We start from the raw sequence: 16,820 nt of genomic DNA, 5'->3' as shown, positions 1-16,820 counted from the left end.
AATTTAATTGAAATTAGCCGAACTTCACAGCTTATGCTTTCGTTATCATTTCCACCACCCAAAGTGGAAGCCATCCCTTTTTACAGTAATACCGGCCGCCAGGTTTTTGTGTTAAGAGCCGATGCCATTGACCCGGTTATATCGGGCAATAAATGGTTCAAACTAAGGTATTACCTGGCCGAAGCCATACAACAACACAAAACAAGGATCGTTACCTATGGCGGCGCCTTCTCCAATCATATCATCGCTACCGCTGCTGCCTGTAAAGCAGCAGGGCTGGCCTGCACCGGCATCATCCGGGGCGAACAACCACTTGTATTGTCGCATACTTTATTACAGGCACAGGCAATGGGCATGCAGCTGTATTTTATATCCAGGCAGGATTATGCTGCAAAACCTGTACCCGGTTGGGTAAACCCAACCACCGATTATTGTATTGCCGAAGGCGGATATGGTAAAACCGGCGCAGCTGGGGCGGCTACCATGGTAGCGGGTATTGAAGGCTTTACACATATACTATGTGCGGTAGGTACCGGTACTACCATGGCCGGGTTAATAACAGCTTCACCCGGTACAAAAGTAACAGGCATCAGCAGTCTAAAAAACAATACCGCCCTGGCCACAGAAGTAGCGGCTTTAACCGGTACACCGGCGGCTAATGTGGATATTTTACACGAATTCCACTTCGGTGGTTATGCCAAACACAAGCCGGAGTTACTCTTCTTTATGAATAAATTATTCGAACAAACCGGCATTCCCACCGATTTTGTGTACACCGGTAAATTATTTTACGGCTTTCACGAATTGTTGCGGCAAAATTATTTTGTTCCGGGTAGTAAAATATTGTTAATCCATAGCGGGGGCCTGCAGGGCAACCTTTCTTTGCCAAAAGGAACGTTAATGTATTAACAATTTACCATTACGGGTATTATCTTTGTTTGTAACAAAGCAACTTTAGACCAGCGAGGTACTACTTCATGAATAAAATATGTTCACTACTGTTTATTGCATTATCGGTTACATGCAGTAATCTATATGCCCAGGATACATTACCCAGGTTCTCCGTAAAAAATGTTGGTAATAACCGTATTGTTGTTGGCTGGACCAATGCTTTCGAAAATATATCCCAGATCAGTATCCAGCGCTCCCCGGACAGTTTAAAAAACTATAAAACCATCTTAACGGTGGCCGATCCTACTACCCCACAAAACGGTTATGTAGATACCAAAGCGCCGAATGATAAAATGTTTTATCGTTTGTATATTCTATTAAGCGGCGGTACCTATTTATTCAGTGATGCTAAAAGACCAGTATTGGATACTTCGGGCAAAACGGTAGAAGATGCCGTAGCAGCAGCTAATCCCGATGTAAGTACCATTTTTCCCGGCGATACGGCTCTTGTTTCCCCAAACACACCGGGCGCTGTTAAGCCCACCGGCCCTCCACCCTATATTCCGTCAAAATATGTATATACCGCAGTTAAGGATGGCAATGTGCAGATATCCCTGCCCGGCGATGATCCTTCAAAGTATGTGATCCGTTTTTATACGGCAGAGGAAGAATTACTGTTTGAACTGAAGAACCTGAAAGAGAAAAGTTTTAAAATCGAAAAATCCGTTTTTTATAAATCAGGCTGGTATAATTTTGAACTGATAGAAGACGATAAGACGATTGAAAAACATAAGTTTTTCCTGCGCAAGGAATTCTAAATAAGGTATGAGGAATAAGGTATCAGGTTTAGGGAACACCCATGACGTTCATAGCCCGGGTGATGATCTGTTACTATGAACCTGAACTATATGCCATGAACTAACTCCACATCAAAAACATCTTCAAAATGCCTCTTGAAAAAAGCTTTTACCTCGTTAATATCTACCGGCTGACCTAATTCTTTTTCAATAGATGTGACCTGTTTATTTTGTATGCCGCAGGGTACAATAAAACCAAAATAATCCAGGTCCGGATTTACGTTTAAAGCAAATCCATGCATGGTTACCCAGCGGCTGGTACGTACGCCAATAGCGGCTATTTTTCTTTCCCTGCCAATTTTATCCGGATCTAACCATACTCCCGTTTCACCGGCTGAACGCTCCCCTTTTAAGCCATAATGGGCAATGGTTTGTATAATTACTTCTTCCAGGTTGCGCAGGTATTTACCAATGTCGGTATAAAACTTTTCCAGGTCTAAAATAGGATAACCTACCAGTTGCTGCGGACCATGATAAGTAATATCACCACCGCGGTTGGTCCTGAAAAAATCAATACCCCTTGCAGCCAAGCTCTCTTCACTCAGCAACACATTTTCAATATGCCCGCTTTTACCCAGGGTGTATACATGCGGATGCTCAACGAACAGTAAATGATTTTTTGTAGCGGCTGCGGCAACAGCGGCATCTTTTTCATTTACCTGCTGTTCAAAGCGCTGCGATTTCAACTGCACATTCTCACCCAGTAAGGTTTCCTGGTATGCCCAGGCGTCCTTATAGCGCATATTGCCCAGGTCACTGAAATAAACTTGTTGCTTTTCCATTTTATAGCTTGCAAAGGTACAACAAATGTCAGGTTCCAAAGGTTTAAAAAGGTTCAAGAGGTTCCAAAAGTGCAAATGTTCAAAGGTGAGAGGGAATGATGAGTGATGAATTATGAGTTATAAATGATGAATTATGATTTTTTAGATATAATGTGGCCGGTTGCCTGTAACTCATTGTCACTTGTCAATTGTCCATTGCCAATTGTCACTTGTCAATTGGTTAAGTTTTTTTCACATTTTATTCCGCATGGGGTTAAAATTATCTTTTCTTCCCCATCTTTGCCAACCATGGCAAAATCAAAGACAGAAGAAACTCCTATGATGCAGCAGCACCGGGCTATTAAACAAAAATACCCTGATGCAGTTCTGTTATTTCGTGTAGGTGATTTTTATGAAACTTTCGGACCGGACGCCATTACCGCTTCGCAGGTATTAGGTATTACCTTAACCAAAAGAAATAACGGTGCGGCCGCATCGCTGGAACTGGCCGGCTTTCCGCACCACGCCCTGGACACCTATCTTCATAAACTGGTAAAAGCCGGCTACCGCGTAGCCGTTTGTGACCAGCTGGAAGACCCAAAAACCGCCAAAGGCGTGGTAAAACGCGGCGTTACCGATATGATCACCCCCGGTACGGCCGTAAACGATAAATTACTGGAACACCATACCAATAACTTTTTAGCCGGTATTCATTTTGTATCAGATGATAGTTTCGGCCTGGCTTTTTTAGACATTTCCACCGGCGAATTTTTTATTGCCCAGGGCGACCGGGAGTATGCGGATAAACTGCTGCAAAGCTTTAAACCCAGCGAGGTTATTTTTCCCAGGCAACAACAGAAGAAGTTTAAGGAATACTTTGGCGGCAAAATGTATACCTATACCCTGGACGAATGGATCTTTGCCGATACCTATGCCGAAGATACTTTGCTGAAGCACTTTCAGACCCACTCCTTAAAAGGTTTTGGTATTGAAGGGCTCACCAATGGCATGATAGCAGCCGGGGCCATCTTACATTACCTGAAAGATACCGAACACCCCAACCTGCAGCATATTACCACCATTCAACGCATTGACCGGGAAGATTTTTTATGGATGGACCGTTTTACCATCCGCAACCTGGAGTTGATAGGTGGCAGCGGCGATGGTCAACATAGTTTATTAGGTGTACTGGATAATACAGTATCGCCCATGGGCGCCCGTTTGTTAAAACGCTGGATCATTTTTCCTTTAAAAGACCAGCTTAAAATAAACGAAAGGCTGGAGGTAGTGGAAATGCTGATCAAAGAAACCGACCTGCGCCAGCAATTGTTACAGACTTTTAAACAATGCGGGGATATTGAAAGGCTGGTATCTAAAATTCCCATGAAAAAAGTGAACCCGCGTGAAGTGTTACAACTGGCCCGCGGTTTAAAACAGGTAGATATCATTAAACAATTATGCAGCAACAGCAGCAATGAATATTTAAAACGTTTGGGTGATACCCTCAACCCCTGCCCCTATATTGCCGAAAAAATAAGTAAGGAAATAGTTGACAATCCTCCTGTACAGGTAAACAAGGGCGGAGTGATCAACAGTGGCATCAATGCCCAGCTGGATGACCTGCGCAGCATATCACAATCAGGTAAAGAATACCTGGCCAAAATGCAGCAGACCGAAGCCGAGCGTACCGGTATCGGCTCACTCAAAATAGGGTTCAACAATGTATTTGGCTATTACCTGGAAGTAACCAACTCACAAAAAAACAAAGTGCCTGCCGAGTGGATGCGCAAGCAGACCCTGGCCAATGCAGAAAGGTATATTACGCCTGAACTAAAAGAATACGAAGAAAAAATTACCGGCGCCGAGGATAAGATACTGGCTTTGGAAACTGAACTGTTTGATGTACTGGTAAATGAGCTGGCAGAATATTTAGCGCCTGTACAAACCAACGGTAATATAGTGGCCATACTGGATTGCCTTTGCTGTTTTGCACATAACGCCATACAGTACCAGTATAAAAAACCACAGTTGCACGAGGGTAGTGAATGGGAGGTAAAAGAAGGCCGCCACCCGGTAATTGAACGCAACCTGGGCGTTGGCGAAACCTATATTCATAATGACCTGCATTTAAACAAAACGGACCAGCAGATCATCATTCTTACCGGCCCTAATATGAGTGGTAAATCGGCTTTATTACGCCAGACCGCCCTTATCACCTTAATGGCCCATATGGGCTCCTTTGTGCCGGCCACTGCTGCTAAATTATCGCTGACCGATAAGATCTTTACCCGTGTAGGCGCTTCCGATAATTTAAGCGGCGGCGAAAGTACCTTCATGGTGGAGATGAACGAAACAGCCAGCATCATTAATAATATTACCAGCCGCAGCCTGGTACTGCTCGATGAAATTGGCCGGGGCACTTCTACCTATGATGGGATTTCCATTGCCTGGAGTATTGCCGAGCATCTGCACAACAGCCCGCACCAGCCCAAAACCTTATTCGCCACGCACTATCACGAGTTAAACGAGCTGGAAGAAAAGCTGGAAAGAATAAAAAATTATCATGTCACCAATAAGGAAGTAGGTAACAAAATCATCTTCCTGCGCAAACTGGCCCGTGGCGGCAGTACCCACAGCTTTGGTATTCATGTGGCCAAAATGGCCGGCATGCCACCTTCCCTTATTCAAAGGGCCAACGAAATACTGGCCCAGCTGGAAACACAACATGTGGGCAGCACAGCCCCTGATGCCGCTATTATCTCCGGTGTAGCTCAATCACAACAGGTAAAAGAAACGCTTAAAAGCGTTACGGCCCCGCAAATGCAGCTCTCCATATTTGACGCACACAGCGAAACATTTAAAGATATCCGCCAGGTGCTGGAAGGTATCGATATCAACCGGCTTACCCCGGTAGAAGCCCTACTAAAACTACAGGAGATCAAAAGTAAACTACAATAACTGCAGCGTTTGTATTGACGTACTTACCCGATGCAATTTTCACATAGCATATTTTTATACTATGTACCTGCAAAAACATGCAACCGATTGACTTTTGTCAAAAAAATGGGTGTTTTTGTTCAATTTCAGCCTACCACGGGAGTTTACATGTACTTTTAAGGGTAAATCCTTAATATCCAATACATGAATTACCGTATTTTAACAGGCATACTCATGCCTTTTATCACCGTAATCCTACATGCCCAACCTTGTACACCTGCTGGTAACCAAACCAGTTACGGCACTAATAATCAATGGACCGGTTATATCTACAACAGCACCAACTTTACCAATTATGTGGGTTATGTAACAGAAGGGTCAGCGGCCAGTCCAAATTTTGACCAGGACTTTGGTGGCAGCAATACTACCTACTATACTCACGGCTGCAGCATTAATACCAATTATTTCAGTGCCAGGTACCGGCTGCAAAAAACCTTTTCAGCCGGAGCTTATGATATTACAGTAGGTGGCGATGATGGTTACCGGCTTAGCCTGGATGGCGGCAATACCTGGGTTATTAACCACTGGAGCGATCAGAGTTATAATATAACCACCTATACCGCCAATTTAAACGGCACTTACAATATGGTGCTGGAATATTATGAAATTACCGGGGAGAACCGTATCAGTATCAACTTTCAAAACTCCTGCTCCGGTACCGAAAACGTTAATACCTATGGCACTGCCAATACCTGGATAGGGTATGTGTATGACGGCACCGGTTTCAATACCTATAAAGGGGCAGTAACAGAACCGCTCAATTTTTCGCAGAACTTCGGGGGCGATAATACCAATTTTGCCACTACCGGCTGTATGGTTAACACAGAAACCTTCAGTGTACGTTACCGGCTGCGCAAAACCTTTTCCTATGCCAGCTATACCTTTGTAGCAGGAGGCGATGATGGCTATCGCCTTAGTCTTGACGGGGGCAATACCTGGGTTATCGACCGCTGGTACGACCAGGGCTATCAATCCACCGTATACATTACCAACCTCGATGGTACTTATGATATGGTACTGGAATATTATGAGAACAGTGGGGCCAACCGGGTAAGCTTTAACGTGCAGACCAATTATATTTTACCGGTAACCCTGCTACACTTCAGCGGCACCGCACAAAACAATCAATACCTGTTTAACTGGGCAGTAACGGGCAACAGCACGCCAAAGCAATTTGAGTTACAACAGGCTGCATCCGCCAGCCAGTTTAATACCGCTGCCATTATACCGGCCTCACAGGCTTCGTTACAAAACAGCAACCTGAACTTTCAATACACCCTACCCCAAAATCCTGCTACCTACTATCGTCTTAAAATAACCGACCAGGAAGGTGTTATTACCTACTCTTCCGTTATACAGATCCGGTCACAGAGCAGCAATAATATCACGGTTTTCCCTACCATTGTACAAAACCAACAGGTACAGGTAAAATCAGCTCAAACTTACCGGCAGGTAACTGCGCAACTATACAATACGCAGGGGCTGAGTGTATGGCAGCAACCTATCGGCGATCTTTTACCCGGCCGGCAGGTAAGCCTGGCCATACAACAGCAAAAACCGGCCGCAGGCACCTACCTGTTAAGGCTCAGCAGCAATGGCCAGGTGGCACATACAGCCAAAATCGTCATACAGGCTCAGTAATGTTGGGGCTCTCAGCTATAACACGCCCTTCAGCAGCAGTTCACGCCTTCTGTAGTAATGCAGCCCGGTTATTAATCTATTCCTTCAGGGACAAGGATAGCGGCTGCAGCTACTACTGCCAGTCGTGCAGCCCATCGGCTATATAACCCTGCCCGGCCAAAAAACCACCCGGAACTACCGGGCTCAACTATTTCAATAATAAATTTTCAAATACCTGAACGCTTGTTTGGAAAATATAAATTCTTCTTATATTTACAACAAACCATCACAACATGAAACTATTTCAACTGACTGCTTTTTCCTTATTACTGCTGGGAACTACTATATTTTCATCCTGTGAAAAAGATGACGATGCATCTGACAAACCAAAGGAACATGTGAAAGGCGATATTGCTTTAACCGGGGCACAATCTGTACCGGCTACCACCTCACCTGCCACCGGTACCTTATGGGTGTCATACAGCGAAAAAACACATATGCTGGATTACGAATTTAACTGGGCCGGCTTACGCGATACCATTATAGGTATATCCATACATGGTCCTGCACCGGTAAGTTATGCCAGTGCTACTGTAAAACAGTTGCTGCCAGGCTTTACCAATAGTGCTACTAACTTAAAGCCCAACCAGGCTGCTTATCCTTACCTGGGCGGTAGTTATAAAGGTTCTGTATTAATTGATGGCGCCAACCTGAAACAGGAGGAGTTATTAAACATGTTGTACTATATCAGCATCCGCACCAAGGCTTTCCCTACTACGGGTGAGATCAGGGCACAAATACGTTTCAGATAATATTTAGTCTTCCTATACAAAACAAAGGGCTGTTGTATAACAGCCCTTTGTTTTTTTATCATTGCTGTAAATTAATTATTCGCATCCTAACAACTCACATAACCTGGCTTCCAGGTCATGCCCGCGAAGGTTTTTGGCCAATATCTTTCCATCGGGGCCAATTAAAAAATTCTGTGGTATACCCTGTACTTTATACTGTTGTGCCACGGCGTTCCCCCAGCCCTGCAAATCACTTACATTGGTCCAGGTAAGGTTATCCTTTTTAATGGCATCCAGCCATCTTTGTTTTTGTCCCGGGTTATCTAAGGATACGCCCAATACGGTAAAATTTTTATCCTTGAACTTGTTAAAATTCCTTACCACGTTCGGGTTTTCCTGGCGGCATGGGCCGCACCAGCTTGCCCAAAAATCCAGGAGTACATATTTCCCCCTGAACGATGATAAAGCTACCGGCTGCCCGGTAGTATCGGCCTGGGTAAAATCTTTGGCTATGGAGCCGATGGCCGTTCCTTTTTCATCATCCACAAAACCCTGCAAATACTTACCATAAGCATTGGTTAATGCACCTGGCTGTAATTGCTGCAGGCGCTGTTCCAGCAGGTTTACATCGTTATTAATATTCAACACAACCAACAGTAAAAAGGGGCTCACGGCAGAGTGTGTATATTTAGCAATAAAGCCATCCACATCCGTTTGTATGCTATCCGTTAATACCTCTGCATTAAGCCGTAATACCTCATCCTGCTCACCCGACCGCAAACGCATGGCATAATTATTTAACCTGTCAAACTTAGGCGGGAATATTTTTTGAAAAGCCACAAAAGAAGCCTGGGTGGCCGAGCCTGTGTATTTCCAGGCAGCCAGGTTATTCAGCGAGCCGGTGATCTTTAATTTTTCATTCCCTACAAAAAGATGCTGTGCTTTACCGCCCGGTAAGTTCAACGCCAGTAAGGAAGGCTCTTTTACCTTTCCTTTCAATACAAACCAGTTATTCACCACTCTTGCTTTGGCAATGGTATCACGGGGGTTATTCATATCGGTAAGGCTTACCAGTGTATTGGGCTTTAACCCCTGTATACTACCGGACACCTGCAGCTGCTGGGCCTTTGCTAACAACCCCACAACACAACAAAATAACAACACCGGCAGTTTCTTTATTTGCATCATAATCAACAGGCTATTATTGGATAAATAAGCAACAGTAAAGATACAATTTGATCCTGAGAGTTAATATCACCGGAGCTCCTCACAAGCACCTGGTCTTAATTTTAACTTTTCCGCTTTAACGGTTATTCATATACTCCTGTAACATAATAGTAGCGGCAATTTCATCTACCAGGGCTTTATTGCGCCGCTGGTTCTTCTTCAGGCCCATTTCCAGCATCGCATCTTTAGCCATTTTAGAAGTATAGCGTTCATCTACAGTTTGTACAGGCAGATTGGGAAAGTTTTTTTGCAATTGTTTAATACAGTTCGCCACCAGCGGGGTCGCATGGGTATCGGTATCATCCAGGTTTTTAGGCTCACCGATAATAATCAGCTCCACCTGTTCCTGCATGAAATATTTTTTCAGGTAATTAATCAATTCTTTTGAATCCACAGTGGTCAAACCGGTTGCAATAATCTGGAACGGATCTGTCACCGCCAGGCCCGTCCGCTTTAAACCATAATCGATTGCCAGTATACGTGCCAAGTAAAGTGTATTAGGAGTTAACAAAAAGATCCGCGATCACAAAAACAGCAAATACTACCGATGCTATACCATTTGCCGTCATAAAAGCCAGGTTTACCCGGCTAAGGTCGTTGGGTTTTACAATAGCATGCTGGTATATTAACATGGCTGCAAATATTGCTACGCCTATCCAGTACAACCAGCCAAAGCCGCCATACCAGCCGGCGGTTATTACACAGGCTGTACTTAATACATGTAATACTTCTGAAAACCGCAGGGCCTTGCTTTTACCCAGCCAGGAAGGTATGGAGTTTAAGTTCTGCGATTTATCAAAATCTACATCCTGTAAAGCATAAATAATATCAAAACCGCTTACCCAGCATATTACAGCAAAAGAAAACAGCAAGGGCAGTAAAGCAAAATGCCCGGTTACCGCCAAGTAAGCCCCGATAGGCGCCAGCGCCAGCCCCACACCCAGCACCAGGTGGCAAAGCGCGGTAAACCTTTTGGTATAACTATATCCCAGCACTACGGCCAGCGCCACGGGTGATAAATAAAAACAAATGCGGTTAATAAAAAAAGTGCACACCACAAATAACACACTGCTGATAATGGTGAACAACAGCACATTATTGGCTTTTAATATACCCGCCGGTATCTCCCTGATGGCCGTTCTCGGGTTCTTCGCATCAAAATGCCGGTCCAGGTAACGGTTAAAGGCCATGGCCGCACTGCGGGCAAATATCATACAGAGTATTACCAGTACAAACCTTAACAATAATTGCTGAAAATCCTCCGGATAGCTATTCAGAAAATCATCATCAATATCACCTCCGGAGAACATAATAAAATCATGCTCTTCGGATGACCAGTCAAAATACATAGGCCATACCGGACGCACCGCCAGAAAAAACCCGATCAATGCAAAGGGCATTGCAAAGATGGTATGTGAGAACTTTATGAGGCTGAGATATTTTTTGGTTGACATAATTGCTATTCAGTTCATAGTTAATTGTTCATAGTTAATGGGGTGACGTAATAGTTAGTAGCAAATTTTGATTGTCAATTGTGAATTGTCAATTGTCCATTATTCAACACCCCTACGCCTTCAGCCTTTAACCTTACTACTTATCTTCCTTTCCCACCACTTTTCGTACCAGTTCCCAAAGCACCACTCCCGCCGCCGTAGCAATATTCAAAGAATGTTTCATACCCAACTGCGGAATCTCAATACAGCCATCGCTGGCCGCAATGGTGGATTGTTCTACCCCGGTTACTTCGTTACCGAAAATAACGGCTATTTTCTCTCCATCCTGTTGCTCCAGTTTTTCCAGGCTGGTACTGCCTTCGGCCTGTTCTACAGAAAATACTTTATAGCCCCGTTCCCGCAGGTCGGCAATAGCTTCTGTGGCATTGGGAAAATGTTTCCAGTTTACTGACTCTTCAGCACCCAGGGCGGTTTTTTTGATTTCTTTATGGGGCGGTACGGCCGAATAACCTATAATATAAACGGCTTCAATTAAAAAGGCATCACCGGTACGAAAAACACTACCCACATTGTAAGCGCTGCGTATGTTTTCCAGCACCACAATAATGGGTAGTTTTTCTGACTGTTTAAACTCGTCAACAGTCATCCGGCCTAGTTCGTCCATGCTCAGTTTTCGCATGGCGCAAAATTAACTGAAATACGGTTATTTAAGGTTTACAATGCGTTTATCTTTAGGATATTTAACGGTATAGCTAAACCGTACTTTTTTACTCTCGCCCGGCTTCAGGTCAATCTTCCAGGTCAGTACACCGGTTTCTTCGTTCACAGTAGCGCCGCCGTCTTCATCCAGCTTCACCTCCACTTCTTTAATACCACTTAAAGGAAACTGGTCTTTCAGCAACAGGTTCACATCGGTGAGTTTATTGTTTTTAATCACTATTTCGTAGGTAAACTGCTGGCGACTGTCCTTACCGCTGGTTTTAATACTGCTCAGTTCTTTGATCAGTGAGCGCTTTATGGCTACCCGCCTGTCACGGCCCAGTGAAAGGTTCAGGGTATCCGCCGTGGTATTGGGGTCTATCTGCGATTTACCGATATAGGTATCGTCCATAATAATATTGGCCTCCCCGGGTAACAGGTCCAGGTTTTGCCAGTTGGCAATTTCGGCCAGCAGGTAAGCATCTTTATCTACCCTTGGCACGCCATAGTTTTTTAAAATGCTGCTCACTTCTTCATCTTTAATGGTCACATTATGTATCTGGCCATCACTTTGGATATCATAAGGCAGGTCAATTTCAAAATTGGTATTTAACTGGCCTTCGTTTAGTGTGGTATAATCCTGTATGGTGGCCGGAGCAATGGTATCATCATATTGTTTCTTTAACTCCAGTCCTGCGGCTTTCCCTACCAGCATCTCACTCAAAGTCTCTTCTTTCGTGTAAGATTGTAACATATTCATATTCCGTTGTGAGTTTGCCACCATGGCCCTGCGCTGCAGGTCAGAATACAAACCGGGTACATATAACTGTAAATGCCAGGGTGATAATACGGGAGCCGCAACGCCAAAGTTGGGTGTGCCGGTACTTAAAGTAAGTTTAGTGTTTCGCCAGTTAATACCGGTTTGCTGGGTAACCGAAGCCTTATATACCAGTTTCATTTTATTGGTTTTGGAGTTCACCCGTACATCGTACACAGGCGTCCAGCCTGCATTAGCGGTGTAATAAGATAAAGACAGCGGTATCTCTCCACCTCTTTTATTCATTACCTGTAACACCAGTTGGCCGTAAGGCAGGGCATTATCCATACTCTGCTGTTGCATTTTGGTAATAGCCACACGGGTATCCGCAATTTTTTTATTCAATGCGGCTATAGTTTGTTCATGGTTGTAAATGGCGGTTTTCGATTTTTCTATTTTACTGTTATGAAAGTCTACCAGTTTTAATAATTCAGCACTGGAATTAAGGTTTGTACCACTGTTAGCAACGGCCTGTTCAATAATTTTACCGGAGTATGCCAGGGTTTCCTGTTCAATGGCAATGGTATTTTTCAGCTTGCTGATATTGTTCTGCATGCGGGTGATACTATCTTCCAGCTGCACCTGCCATTTAGGCGTTTCAGCCGCCTGGCTGTTAGGGTAATACACCGAAAATTTATGGGACAGCAATGCCACATCTTCCGGGCAACTGATCTGTAAACTACTCAGATCAATACTGGTACTCAGTTTATTAATAACAATAAAGCGGGTGGCCGTGCTTACCGGCACTTTTGCCTGGTGGGTTAACTCGGCCCCGTAGCCAAAGTAAACCGTTGCGGTGGAGAGCGATGCGTCTATACGGGCTGTATCCTGTGCCATAGCCAGCTGTGATAAAGCCAGTCCTATTGTTGTAAGTATTTTATGCATAACCTGTTTTTTTACTGGATGCAGATTTTTTCTTTCTTACATAAACACCTGTTCATTTTTGAAAGCTTTAACAATCAGCCGTCCTCCCATCCGCTATTTACAAGGCATGTACATTACCAAATTGCCGATTTCTCTTATTATCTTTGCACATTGAACAAAAGTTGAAATAAATGACAATTCTTCCCATAGTTGCCTACGGTCACCCGGTTTTGAGAGAAGTAGCAAAAGATATTACAGCAGCCTATCCTAACCTGGATAAACTGATAGAGGATATGTGGCAAACCATGTACGCCAGTAACGGTGTAGGGCTGGCAGCACCCCAGATCAACCGTAGCATCCGCTTATTTGTAGTGGATACCGAACAGATGTTTGAGAATATGGACGCTGCAGAGAAAAAAGAGTTCCCCGGCGATACCGGCATTAAAAAAGCCTTTATCAATGCACATATCGTGGAACAGGACGGTGAGCCCTGGGCCTATAATGAAGGTTGTTTGAGCATACCCAAGATCCGGGAAGACATTAAACGCCCCGAGTCTGTTACACTGGAATACGTGAACGAGCAGTTTGAGCTGATCACCGAAACCTTTACCGGCTTAACTGCCCGTGTTATTTTACACGAGTACGACCATCTTGAAGGCAAGTTGTTCATTGACCATATCTCGCCGTTGAAGCGTAAACTGATGAAAGGCAAGCTGGCGGATATTTCAAAGGGAAAGATCAAGGTGGATTACAAGATGATGTTCCCGGGATAATTGGACAATTGGACAATTTGGCAATTTGATAATTTGGTAATTAAAACCGATGAAATGGAGAAAGAAGAATCGAATGAAAAAGATTTGAATTATCCGTTGAAGTTGTGGGTTTTAACCTTGTTTATCGCGGCTATTTTATATTCTCTTTGGTCGGCATGTAAAGATGACTGGAGTGATGTACCCGGCCTTTTATACGGATTAATCATTGTTGCTTTTTGGGAGCTGTGCCTGGGATTTATTTTTGGATTGCCCGCTTTGATAGTAGTATGGTCCTTGTACAGAGGTTATATATTACTTACTAAAAGCCTGTTAACCGATTATGTCATTACGGTTCTGTTATCCATTATCAGTGTTTTTGCTTCGTTCAAATTACTGCTCGGCGGTTTTAATTTTGAGGAGCTTGCTATAGTTTATATGATAGCCATCCCCATTGCCGCAGTGGTTTTATATTTAAGGCAGAAAAGAAAACAGCATAAAATCATAGCTGTTTCGTTAACAACTATAAACCCTGAATAAATTAAAGGTGAATGAGATAATTGGGATACCGGTATGAGCTTTGAAACCATAAAACGACCATTAAATTTATTATACCCTGTTCAGGTATGGCTGACAGTTATTTTTATTGCCGGGCCTCTTTTAAATTTCCTGGTTCCGCAATCCTATAACAATTCTCCCAGCAAGGGTCTGCTGGATTTATCGGATCTTCCTTTCTTCCCTTTAGCGAGTTTCCTTTTCTCTATTCCATCTTTTTTTGTTGTTTTTATTTGTCATTACTTTTTATGTAACCGGTTAAACTCCGCCTGGGCACTAAAATGTATACTTATTAGTATATCTATCGTTTGCCTGTTTTTAAGTTCATTCTATTTAGGCCTTAACCATTACTCTTACCGTACCTTTACTCTATACAGCATTAGCATAATTATTTCGGCAATATTGTATAAGATCCCATATATATCACATAAAAAAACAAATAACACCTACTCACAACATGCTCAATAGCATTACCGGACGATGCAGTGAGTGACACAACAGACGATGACAGTAGCAATGCAGCTGATTACAAAAAAAATATTACCCCTTTTAACAGCCTTATGCTGGTTAAGCATGAACACCCTGGCGCAGGATGTGGATTCCCTGGAGAATGAACGGCTGGCACGCATGATCACCCTGACGGATGTGGTGATGAGCAAGGAGTTTAATGTGCCAAATTTTATTAAAAGGGTAAAGGAGGATACTACTTTTTACAAGGCCTTTAAAAACCTGCGCATCCTGAATTTCACCTCGCTGAACAGCATTACCATGACCAATAAAAGCGGCAGCAAGGTAGAAGCCAGCCTGAACAGCCGTACCCGGCAGGTAATTACCAACCGCTGCCGTTTAACGCATGTGGATGAAGAGAGAACAACGGGGGATTTTTACACTAAAAAAGGCGATTATAATTATTATACCGCTGAGTTATATGCCAGTTTGTTTTTTGCCAAAACACCGGTTTGCGGCGAGGATAATATTGTAAAGGGCTCCACCATTAATCCGCGTAATAAAAGCGGCATGGATAAAAGAAAGGAACAATTGAAAATGTTGTTCTTTAACCCCGGCAAAAAAATAACCGGCATTCCTTTTATGGGCGATAAGAGCAATATTTTTGACCCTGATATTGCCGCCTATTACGATATGCAGGTGGATGCAGGAACTTATGAAGGGAAAGACTGTTATATTTTTAGTATCAAAGCAAAAGAAGACCTGACCGGCAGCCAACGTGATAAAATTGTGTTTGACAATATGACCACCTGGTTTGCAGCGGGTAGTTATGAGATACTGGCCCGCACCTATGCCTTAAGTTATGGTGCAGGCGCTTATAGTTTTAATGTGAGCATGGAAGTAAAACTGGGCTGGTTTGGTAAATTACAGGTGCCCACCCTGCTCCGTTATAACGGCACCTGGAACGTTATCTTTAAAGCCCGGGAAAAAGGCTTTTTCACCGCTACGCTGTTTGATTTTAAATAATTACTCCAGTTCATGCCCTTTATGGCCAATGTATTTGCGCCATTTTTCAATCACATTTGCAATATCCTCGGGGAGGTCAGTTTCAAAAAACAGTTTTTCTTTTGTTACCGGGTGTTCAAAGCCCAGGGTTTTGGCATGCAGTGCCTGGCGCGGACAAATAGCAAAACAGTTCTCTACAAATTGTTTGTACTTGGTATATACCGTGCCTTTTACAATTCTGTCGCCACCATAAAAGTCATCGCTGAATAAAGGATGACCCAGGTGTTTCATGTGTACCCGTATCTGGTGCGTACGGCCTGTTTCCAAAATACAGCGCACCAGTGTTACATAGTTAAACCGTTCCAATACCTCATAGTGTGTAATAGCTTCTTTACCAAAATCGCCATCGGGGTAAGCATTAAATAATTTGCGGAAGCGCTGATGGCGGCCAACATGTGCCACAATGGTGCCTTTATCCTCCACTATATCGCCCCATACCAGGGCCACGTATTGCCGCTGGATAGTATGATCGAAAAATTGTTTGGCCAGGTTACGCATGGCCACATCGGTTTTGGCCAGTACCAGCAAACCGCTGGTGTTTTTATCAATCCGGTGTACCAGCCCAAAACGGGGCAGGCTTTCTTCCGTTAACCCGGGGTTTTGTTGTTGTAAATACCAGGCAACCCCATTTAACAAAGTACCCGAATAGTTACCGCTGCCGGGATGCACCACCATGCCTGCCGGCTTGTTAATGATCATCAGGTGCTCATCTTCAAATACAATATTCAAAGGCATTTCTTCCGGCACCACATCCGACTGATCGGGATGATCGTCGGAAAAAACAACAATTTCATCGTGGGGTTTTATTTTGTAGTTTGGACTTACTTCTTTACCATTTACCAGTACCATTCCGTCTTTTATACCCTGCTGCAATTTGTTACGGGTAGCATTTTCAATGCGCTGCATTAAAAATTTATCAATACGCAAGGGTTCCTGGCCTTTATCAATAGTAAAGCTGAACCGTTCGTATAAGGCTTCATTATGGTCCTCGGACCCGTGCTCGTTTATATCCGGTTGGTTATCCAT

General features: G+C 43.7%; 15 protein-coding genes. 8 read left to right on the top strand and 7 right to left on the bottom strand.

Annotation, left to right across the window (positions count from 1 at the left end; genetic code table 11):
* Positions 1 to 33 precede the first annotated feature (33 nt).
* Together ACFS6H_RS10180 and ACFS6H_RS10175 are read left to right on the top strand one after the other, a co-directional pair.
* Entirely contained in the window at positions 34 to 909 is an 876-nt protein-coding gene (locus ACFS6H_RS10180) for a 1-aminocyclopropane-1-carboxylate deaminase/D-cysteine desulfhydrase (protein ID WP_386097948.1), read from the top strand.
* A gap of 68 nt (positions 910 to 977) precedes the next feature.
* On the top strand, positions 978 to 1,709 hold the full coding sequence (locus tag ACFS6H_RS10175) for a hypothetical protein (RefSeq protein ID WP_386097946.1): 732 nt from the start codon (positions 978 to 980) through the stop codon (positions 1,707 to 1,709).
* 86 nt (positions 1,710 to 1,795) lie between these two features.
* Here the strand turns inward: ACFS6H_RS10175 and lipB are convergent, their stop codons facing one another.
* Entirely contained in the window at positions 1,796 to 2,530 is a 735-nt protein-coding gene (gene lipB, locus ACFS6H_RS10170; protein ID WP_386097944.1) for a lipoyl(octanoyl) transferase LipB, read from the bottom strand.
* Between the two features lie 288 nt (positions 2,531 to 2,818).
* Here lipB and mutS point away from each other — a divergent pair, with 288 nt between their 5' ends.
* From mutS to ACFS6H_RS10155, 3 genes are all read left to right on the top strand, one after another.
* Positions 2,819 to 5,467 carry a DNA mismatch repair protein MutS gene (mutS, locus tag ACFS6H_RS10165; protein WP_386097942.1) on the top strand — a complete coding sequence of 883 codons (2,649 nt, stop codon included), beginning with the start codon at positions 2,819 to 2,821 and terminating at the stop codon, positions 5,465 to 5,467.
* A gap of 183 nt (positions 5,468 to 5,650) precedes the next feature.
* Entirely contained in the window at positions 5,651 to 7,147 is a 1,497-nt protein-coding gene (locus tag ACFS6H_RS10160) for a hypothetical protein (protein WP_386097940.1), read from the top strand.
* Between the two features lie 272 nt (positions 7,148 to 7,419).
* The gene (locus tag ACFS6H_RS10155; RefSeq protein ID WP_386097938.1) at positions 7,420 to 7,938 is read left to right on the top strand and encodes a CHRD domain-containing protein; all 519 of its coding nucleotides are present in this window, start codon (positions 7,420 to 7,422) and stop codon (positions 7,936 to 7,938) included.
* 75 nt (positions 7,939 to 8,013) lie between these two features.
* On the opposite strand, the gene ACFS6H_RS10150 is transcribed toward ACFS6H_RS10155, so the two are convergent.
* The 5 genes from ACFS6H_RS10150 to ACFS6H_RS10130 form a co-directional block, all read right to left on the bottom strand.
* Positions 8,014 to 9,105 carry a redoxin domain-containing protein gene (locus tag ACFS6H_RS10150; protein WP_386097936.1) on the bottom strand — a complete coding sequence of 364 codons (1,092 nt, stop codon included), beginning with the start codon at positions 9,103 to 9,105 and terminating at the stop codon, positions 8,014 to 8,016.
* Positions 9,106 to 9,220: 115 nt separating this feature from the next.
* Positions 9,221 to 9,631 (bottom strand): Holliday junction resolvase RuvX, encoded by a 411-nt coding sequence (ruvX, locus tag ACFS6H_RS10145; protein WP_386097934.1) that lies wholly within the window; start codon positions 9,629 to 9,631, stop codon positions 9,221 to 9,223.
* A gap of 10 nt (positions 9,632 to 9,641) precedes the next feature.
* Positions 9,642 to 10,598 carry a UbiA-like polyprenyltransferase gene (locus ACFS6H_RS10140; RefSeq protein WP_386097932.1) on the bottom strand — a complete coding sequence of 319 codons (957 nt, stop codon included), beginning with the start codon at positions 10,596 to 10,598 and terminating at the stop codon, positions 9,642 to 9,644.
* A gap of 136 nt (positions 10,599 to 10,734) precedes the next feature.
* Entirely contained in the window at positions 10,735 to 11,277 is a 543-nt protein-coding gene (locus ACFS6H_RS10135) for an RNA methyltransferase (RefSeq protein ID WP_386097930.1), read from the bottom strand.
* A 24-nt stretch (positions 11,278 to 11,301) separates the two neighbouring features.
* Positions 11,302 to 12,999 carry a DUF4139 domain-containing protein gene (locus ACFS6H_RS10130; RefSeq protein WP_386097928.1) on the bottom strand — a complete coding sequence of 566 codons (1,698 nt, stop codon included), beginning with the start codon at positions 12,997 to 12,999 and terminating at the stop codon, positions 11,302 to 11,304.
* 170 nt (positions 13,000 to 13,169) lie between these two features.
* Here ACFS6H_RS10130 and def point away from each other — a divergent pair, with 170 nt between their 5' ends.
* The 3 genes from def (at position 13,170) to ACFS6H_RS10115 (ending at position 15,755) form a co-directional block, all read left to right on the top strand.
* Positions 13,170 to 13,751, top strand: coding sequence for a peptide deformylase (def, locus tag ACFS6H_RS10125; protein WP_386097926.1), 582 nt, complete (start codon positions 13,170 to 13,172; stop codon positions 13,749 to 13,751).
* 54 nt (positions 13,752 to 13,805) lie between these two features.
* Entirely contained in the window at positions 13,806 to 14,267 is a 462-nt protein-coding gene (locus ACFS6H_RS10120; protein WP_386097924.1) for a hypothetical protein, read from the top strand.
* A 519-nt stretch (positions 14,268 to 14,786) separates the two neighbouring features.
* Positions 14,787 to 15,755 carry a hypothetical protein gene (locus ACFS6H_RS10115; protein ID WP_386097922.1) on the top strand — a complete coding sequence of 323 codons (969 nt, stop codon included), beginning with the start codon at positions 14,787 to 14,789 and terminating at the stop codon, positions 15,753 to 15,755.
* Here ACFS6H_RS10115 and ACFS6H_RS10110 read toward each other — a convergent pair whose 3' ends face one another.
* Positions 15,756 to 16,820, bottom strand: a complete 1,065-nt coding sequence (locus ACFS6H_RS10110) for an RluA family pseudouridine synthase (protein WP_386097920.1) — start codon at positions 16,818 to 16,820, stop codon at positions 15,756 to 15,758.

The sequence above is a fragment of the Terrimonas rubra genome (genome assembly GCF_042686025.1).
In the GTDB taxonomy this organism is placed as follows: Bacteria; Bacteroidota; Bacteroidia; order Chitinophagales; family Chitinophagaceae; genus Terrimonas; species Terrimonas rubra.
The sequence above is the reverse complement of the archived record's forward strand: the minus strand, read 5'-3'. Positions and strand labels throughout refer to the sequence as shown.

Excerpts from the sequence above, each read along its gene's own strand:
- ACFS6H_RS10180 (WP_386097948.1), top strand. The coding sequence starts at position 34 with ATGCTTTCGTTATCATTTCCACCACCCAAAGTGGAAGCCATCCCTTTT.
- ACFS6H_RS10175 (WP_386097946.1), top strand. The coding sequence starts at position 978 with ATGAATAAAATATGTTCACTACTGTTTATTGCATTATCGGTTACATGC.
- lipB (WP_386097944.1), bottom strand. The coding sequence starts at position 2,530 with ATGGAAAAGCAACAAGTTTATTTCAGTGACCTGGGCAATATGCGCTAT.
- mutS (WP_386097942.1), top strand. The coding sequence starts at position 2,819 with ATGGCAAAATCAAAGACAGAAGAAACTCCTATGATGCAGCAGCACCGG.
- ACFS6H_RS10160 (WP_386097940.1), top strand. The coding sequence starts at position 5,651 with ATGAATTACCGTATTTTAACAGGCATACTCATGCCTTTTATCACCGTA.
- ACFS6H_RS10155 (WP_386097938.1), top strand. The coding sequence starts at position 7,420 with ATGAAACTATTTCAACTGACTGCTTTTTCCTTATTACTGCTGGGAACT.
- ACFS6H_RS10150 (WP_386097936.1), bottom strand. The coding sequence starts at position 9,105 with ATGATGCAAATAAAGAAACTGCCGGTGTTGTTATTTTGTTGTGTTGTG.
- ACFS6H_RS10140 (WP_386097932.1), bottom strand. The coding sequence starts at position 10,598 with ATGTCAACCAAAAAATATCTCAGCCTCATAAAGTTCTCACATACCATC.
- ACFS6H_RS10135 (WP_386097930.1), bottom strand. The coding sequence starts at position 11,277 with ATGCGAAAACTGAGCATGGACGAACTAGGCCGGATGACTGTTGACGAG.
- ACFS6H_RS10130 (WP_386097928.1), bottom strand. The coding sequence starts at position 12,999 with ATGCATAAAATACTTACAACAATAGGACTGGCTTTATCACAGCTGGCT.
- def (WP_386097926.1), top strand. The coding sequence starts at position 13,170 with ATGACAATTCTTCCCATAGTTGCCTACGGTCACCCGGTTTTGAGAGAA.
- ACFS6H_RS10120 (WP_386097924.1), top strand. The coding sequence starts at position 13,806 with ATGGAGAAAGAAGAATCGAATGAAAAAGATTTGAATTATCCGTTGAAG.
- ACFS6H_RS10115 (WP_386097922.1), top strand. The coding sequence starts at position 14,787 with ATGACAGTAGCAATGCAGCTGATTACAAAAAAAATATTACCCCTTTTA.
- ACFS6H_RS10110 (WP_386097920.1), bottom strand. The coding sequence starts at position 16,820 with ATGGATAACCAACCGGATATAAACGAGCACGGGTCCGAGGACCATAAT.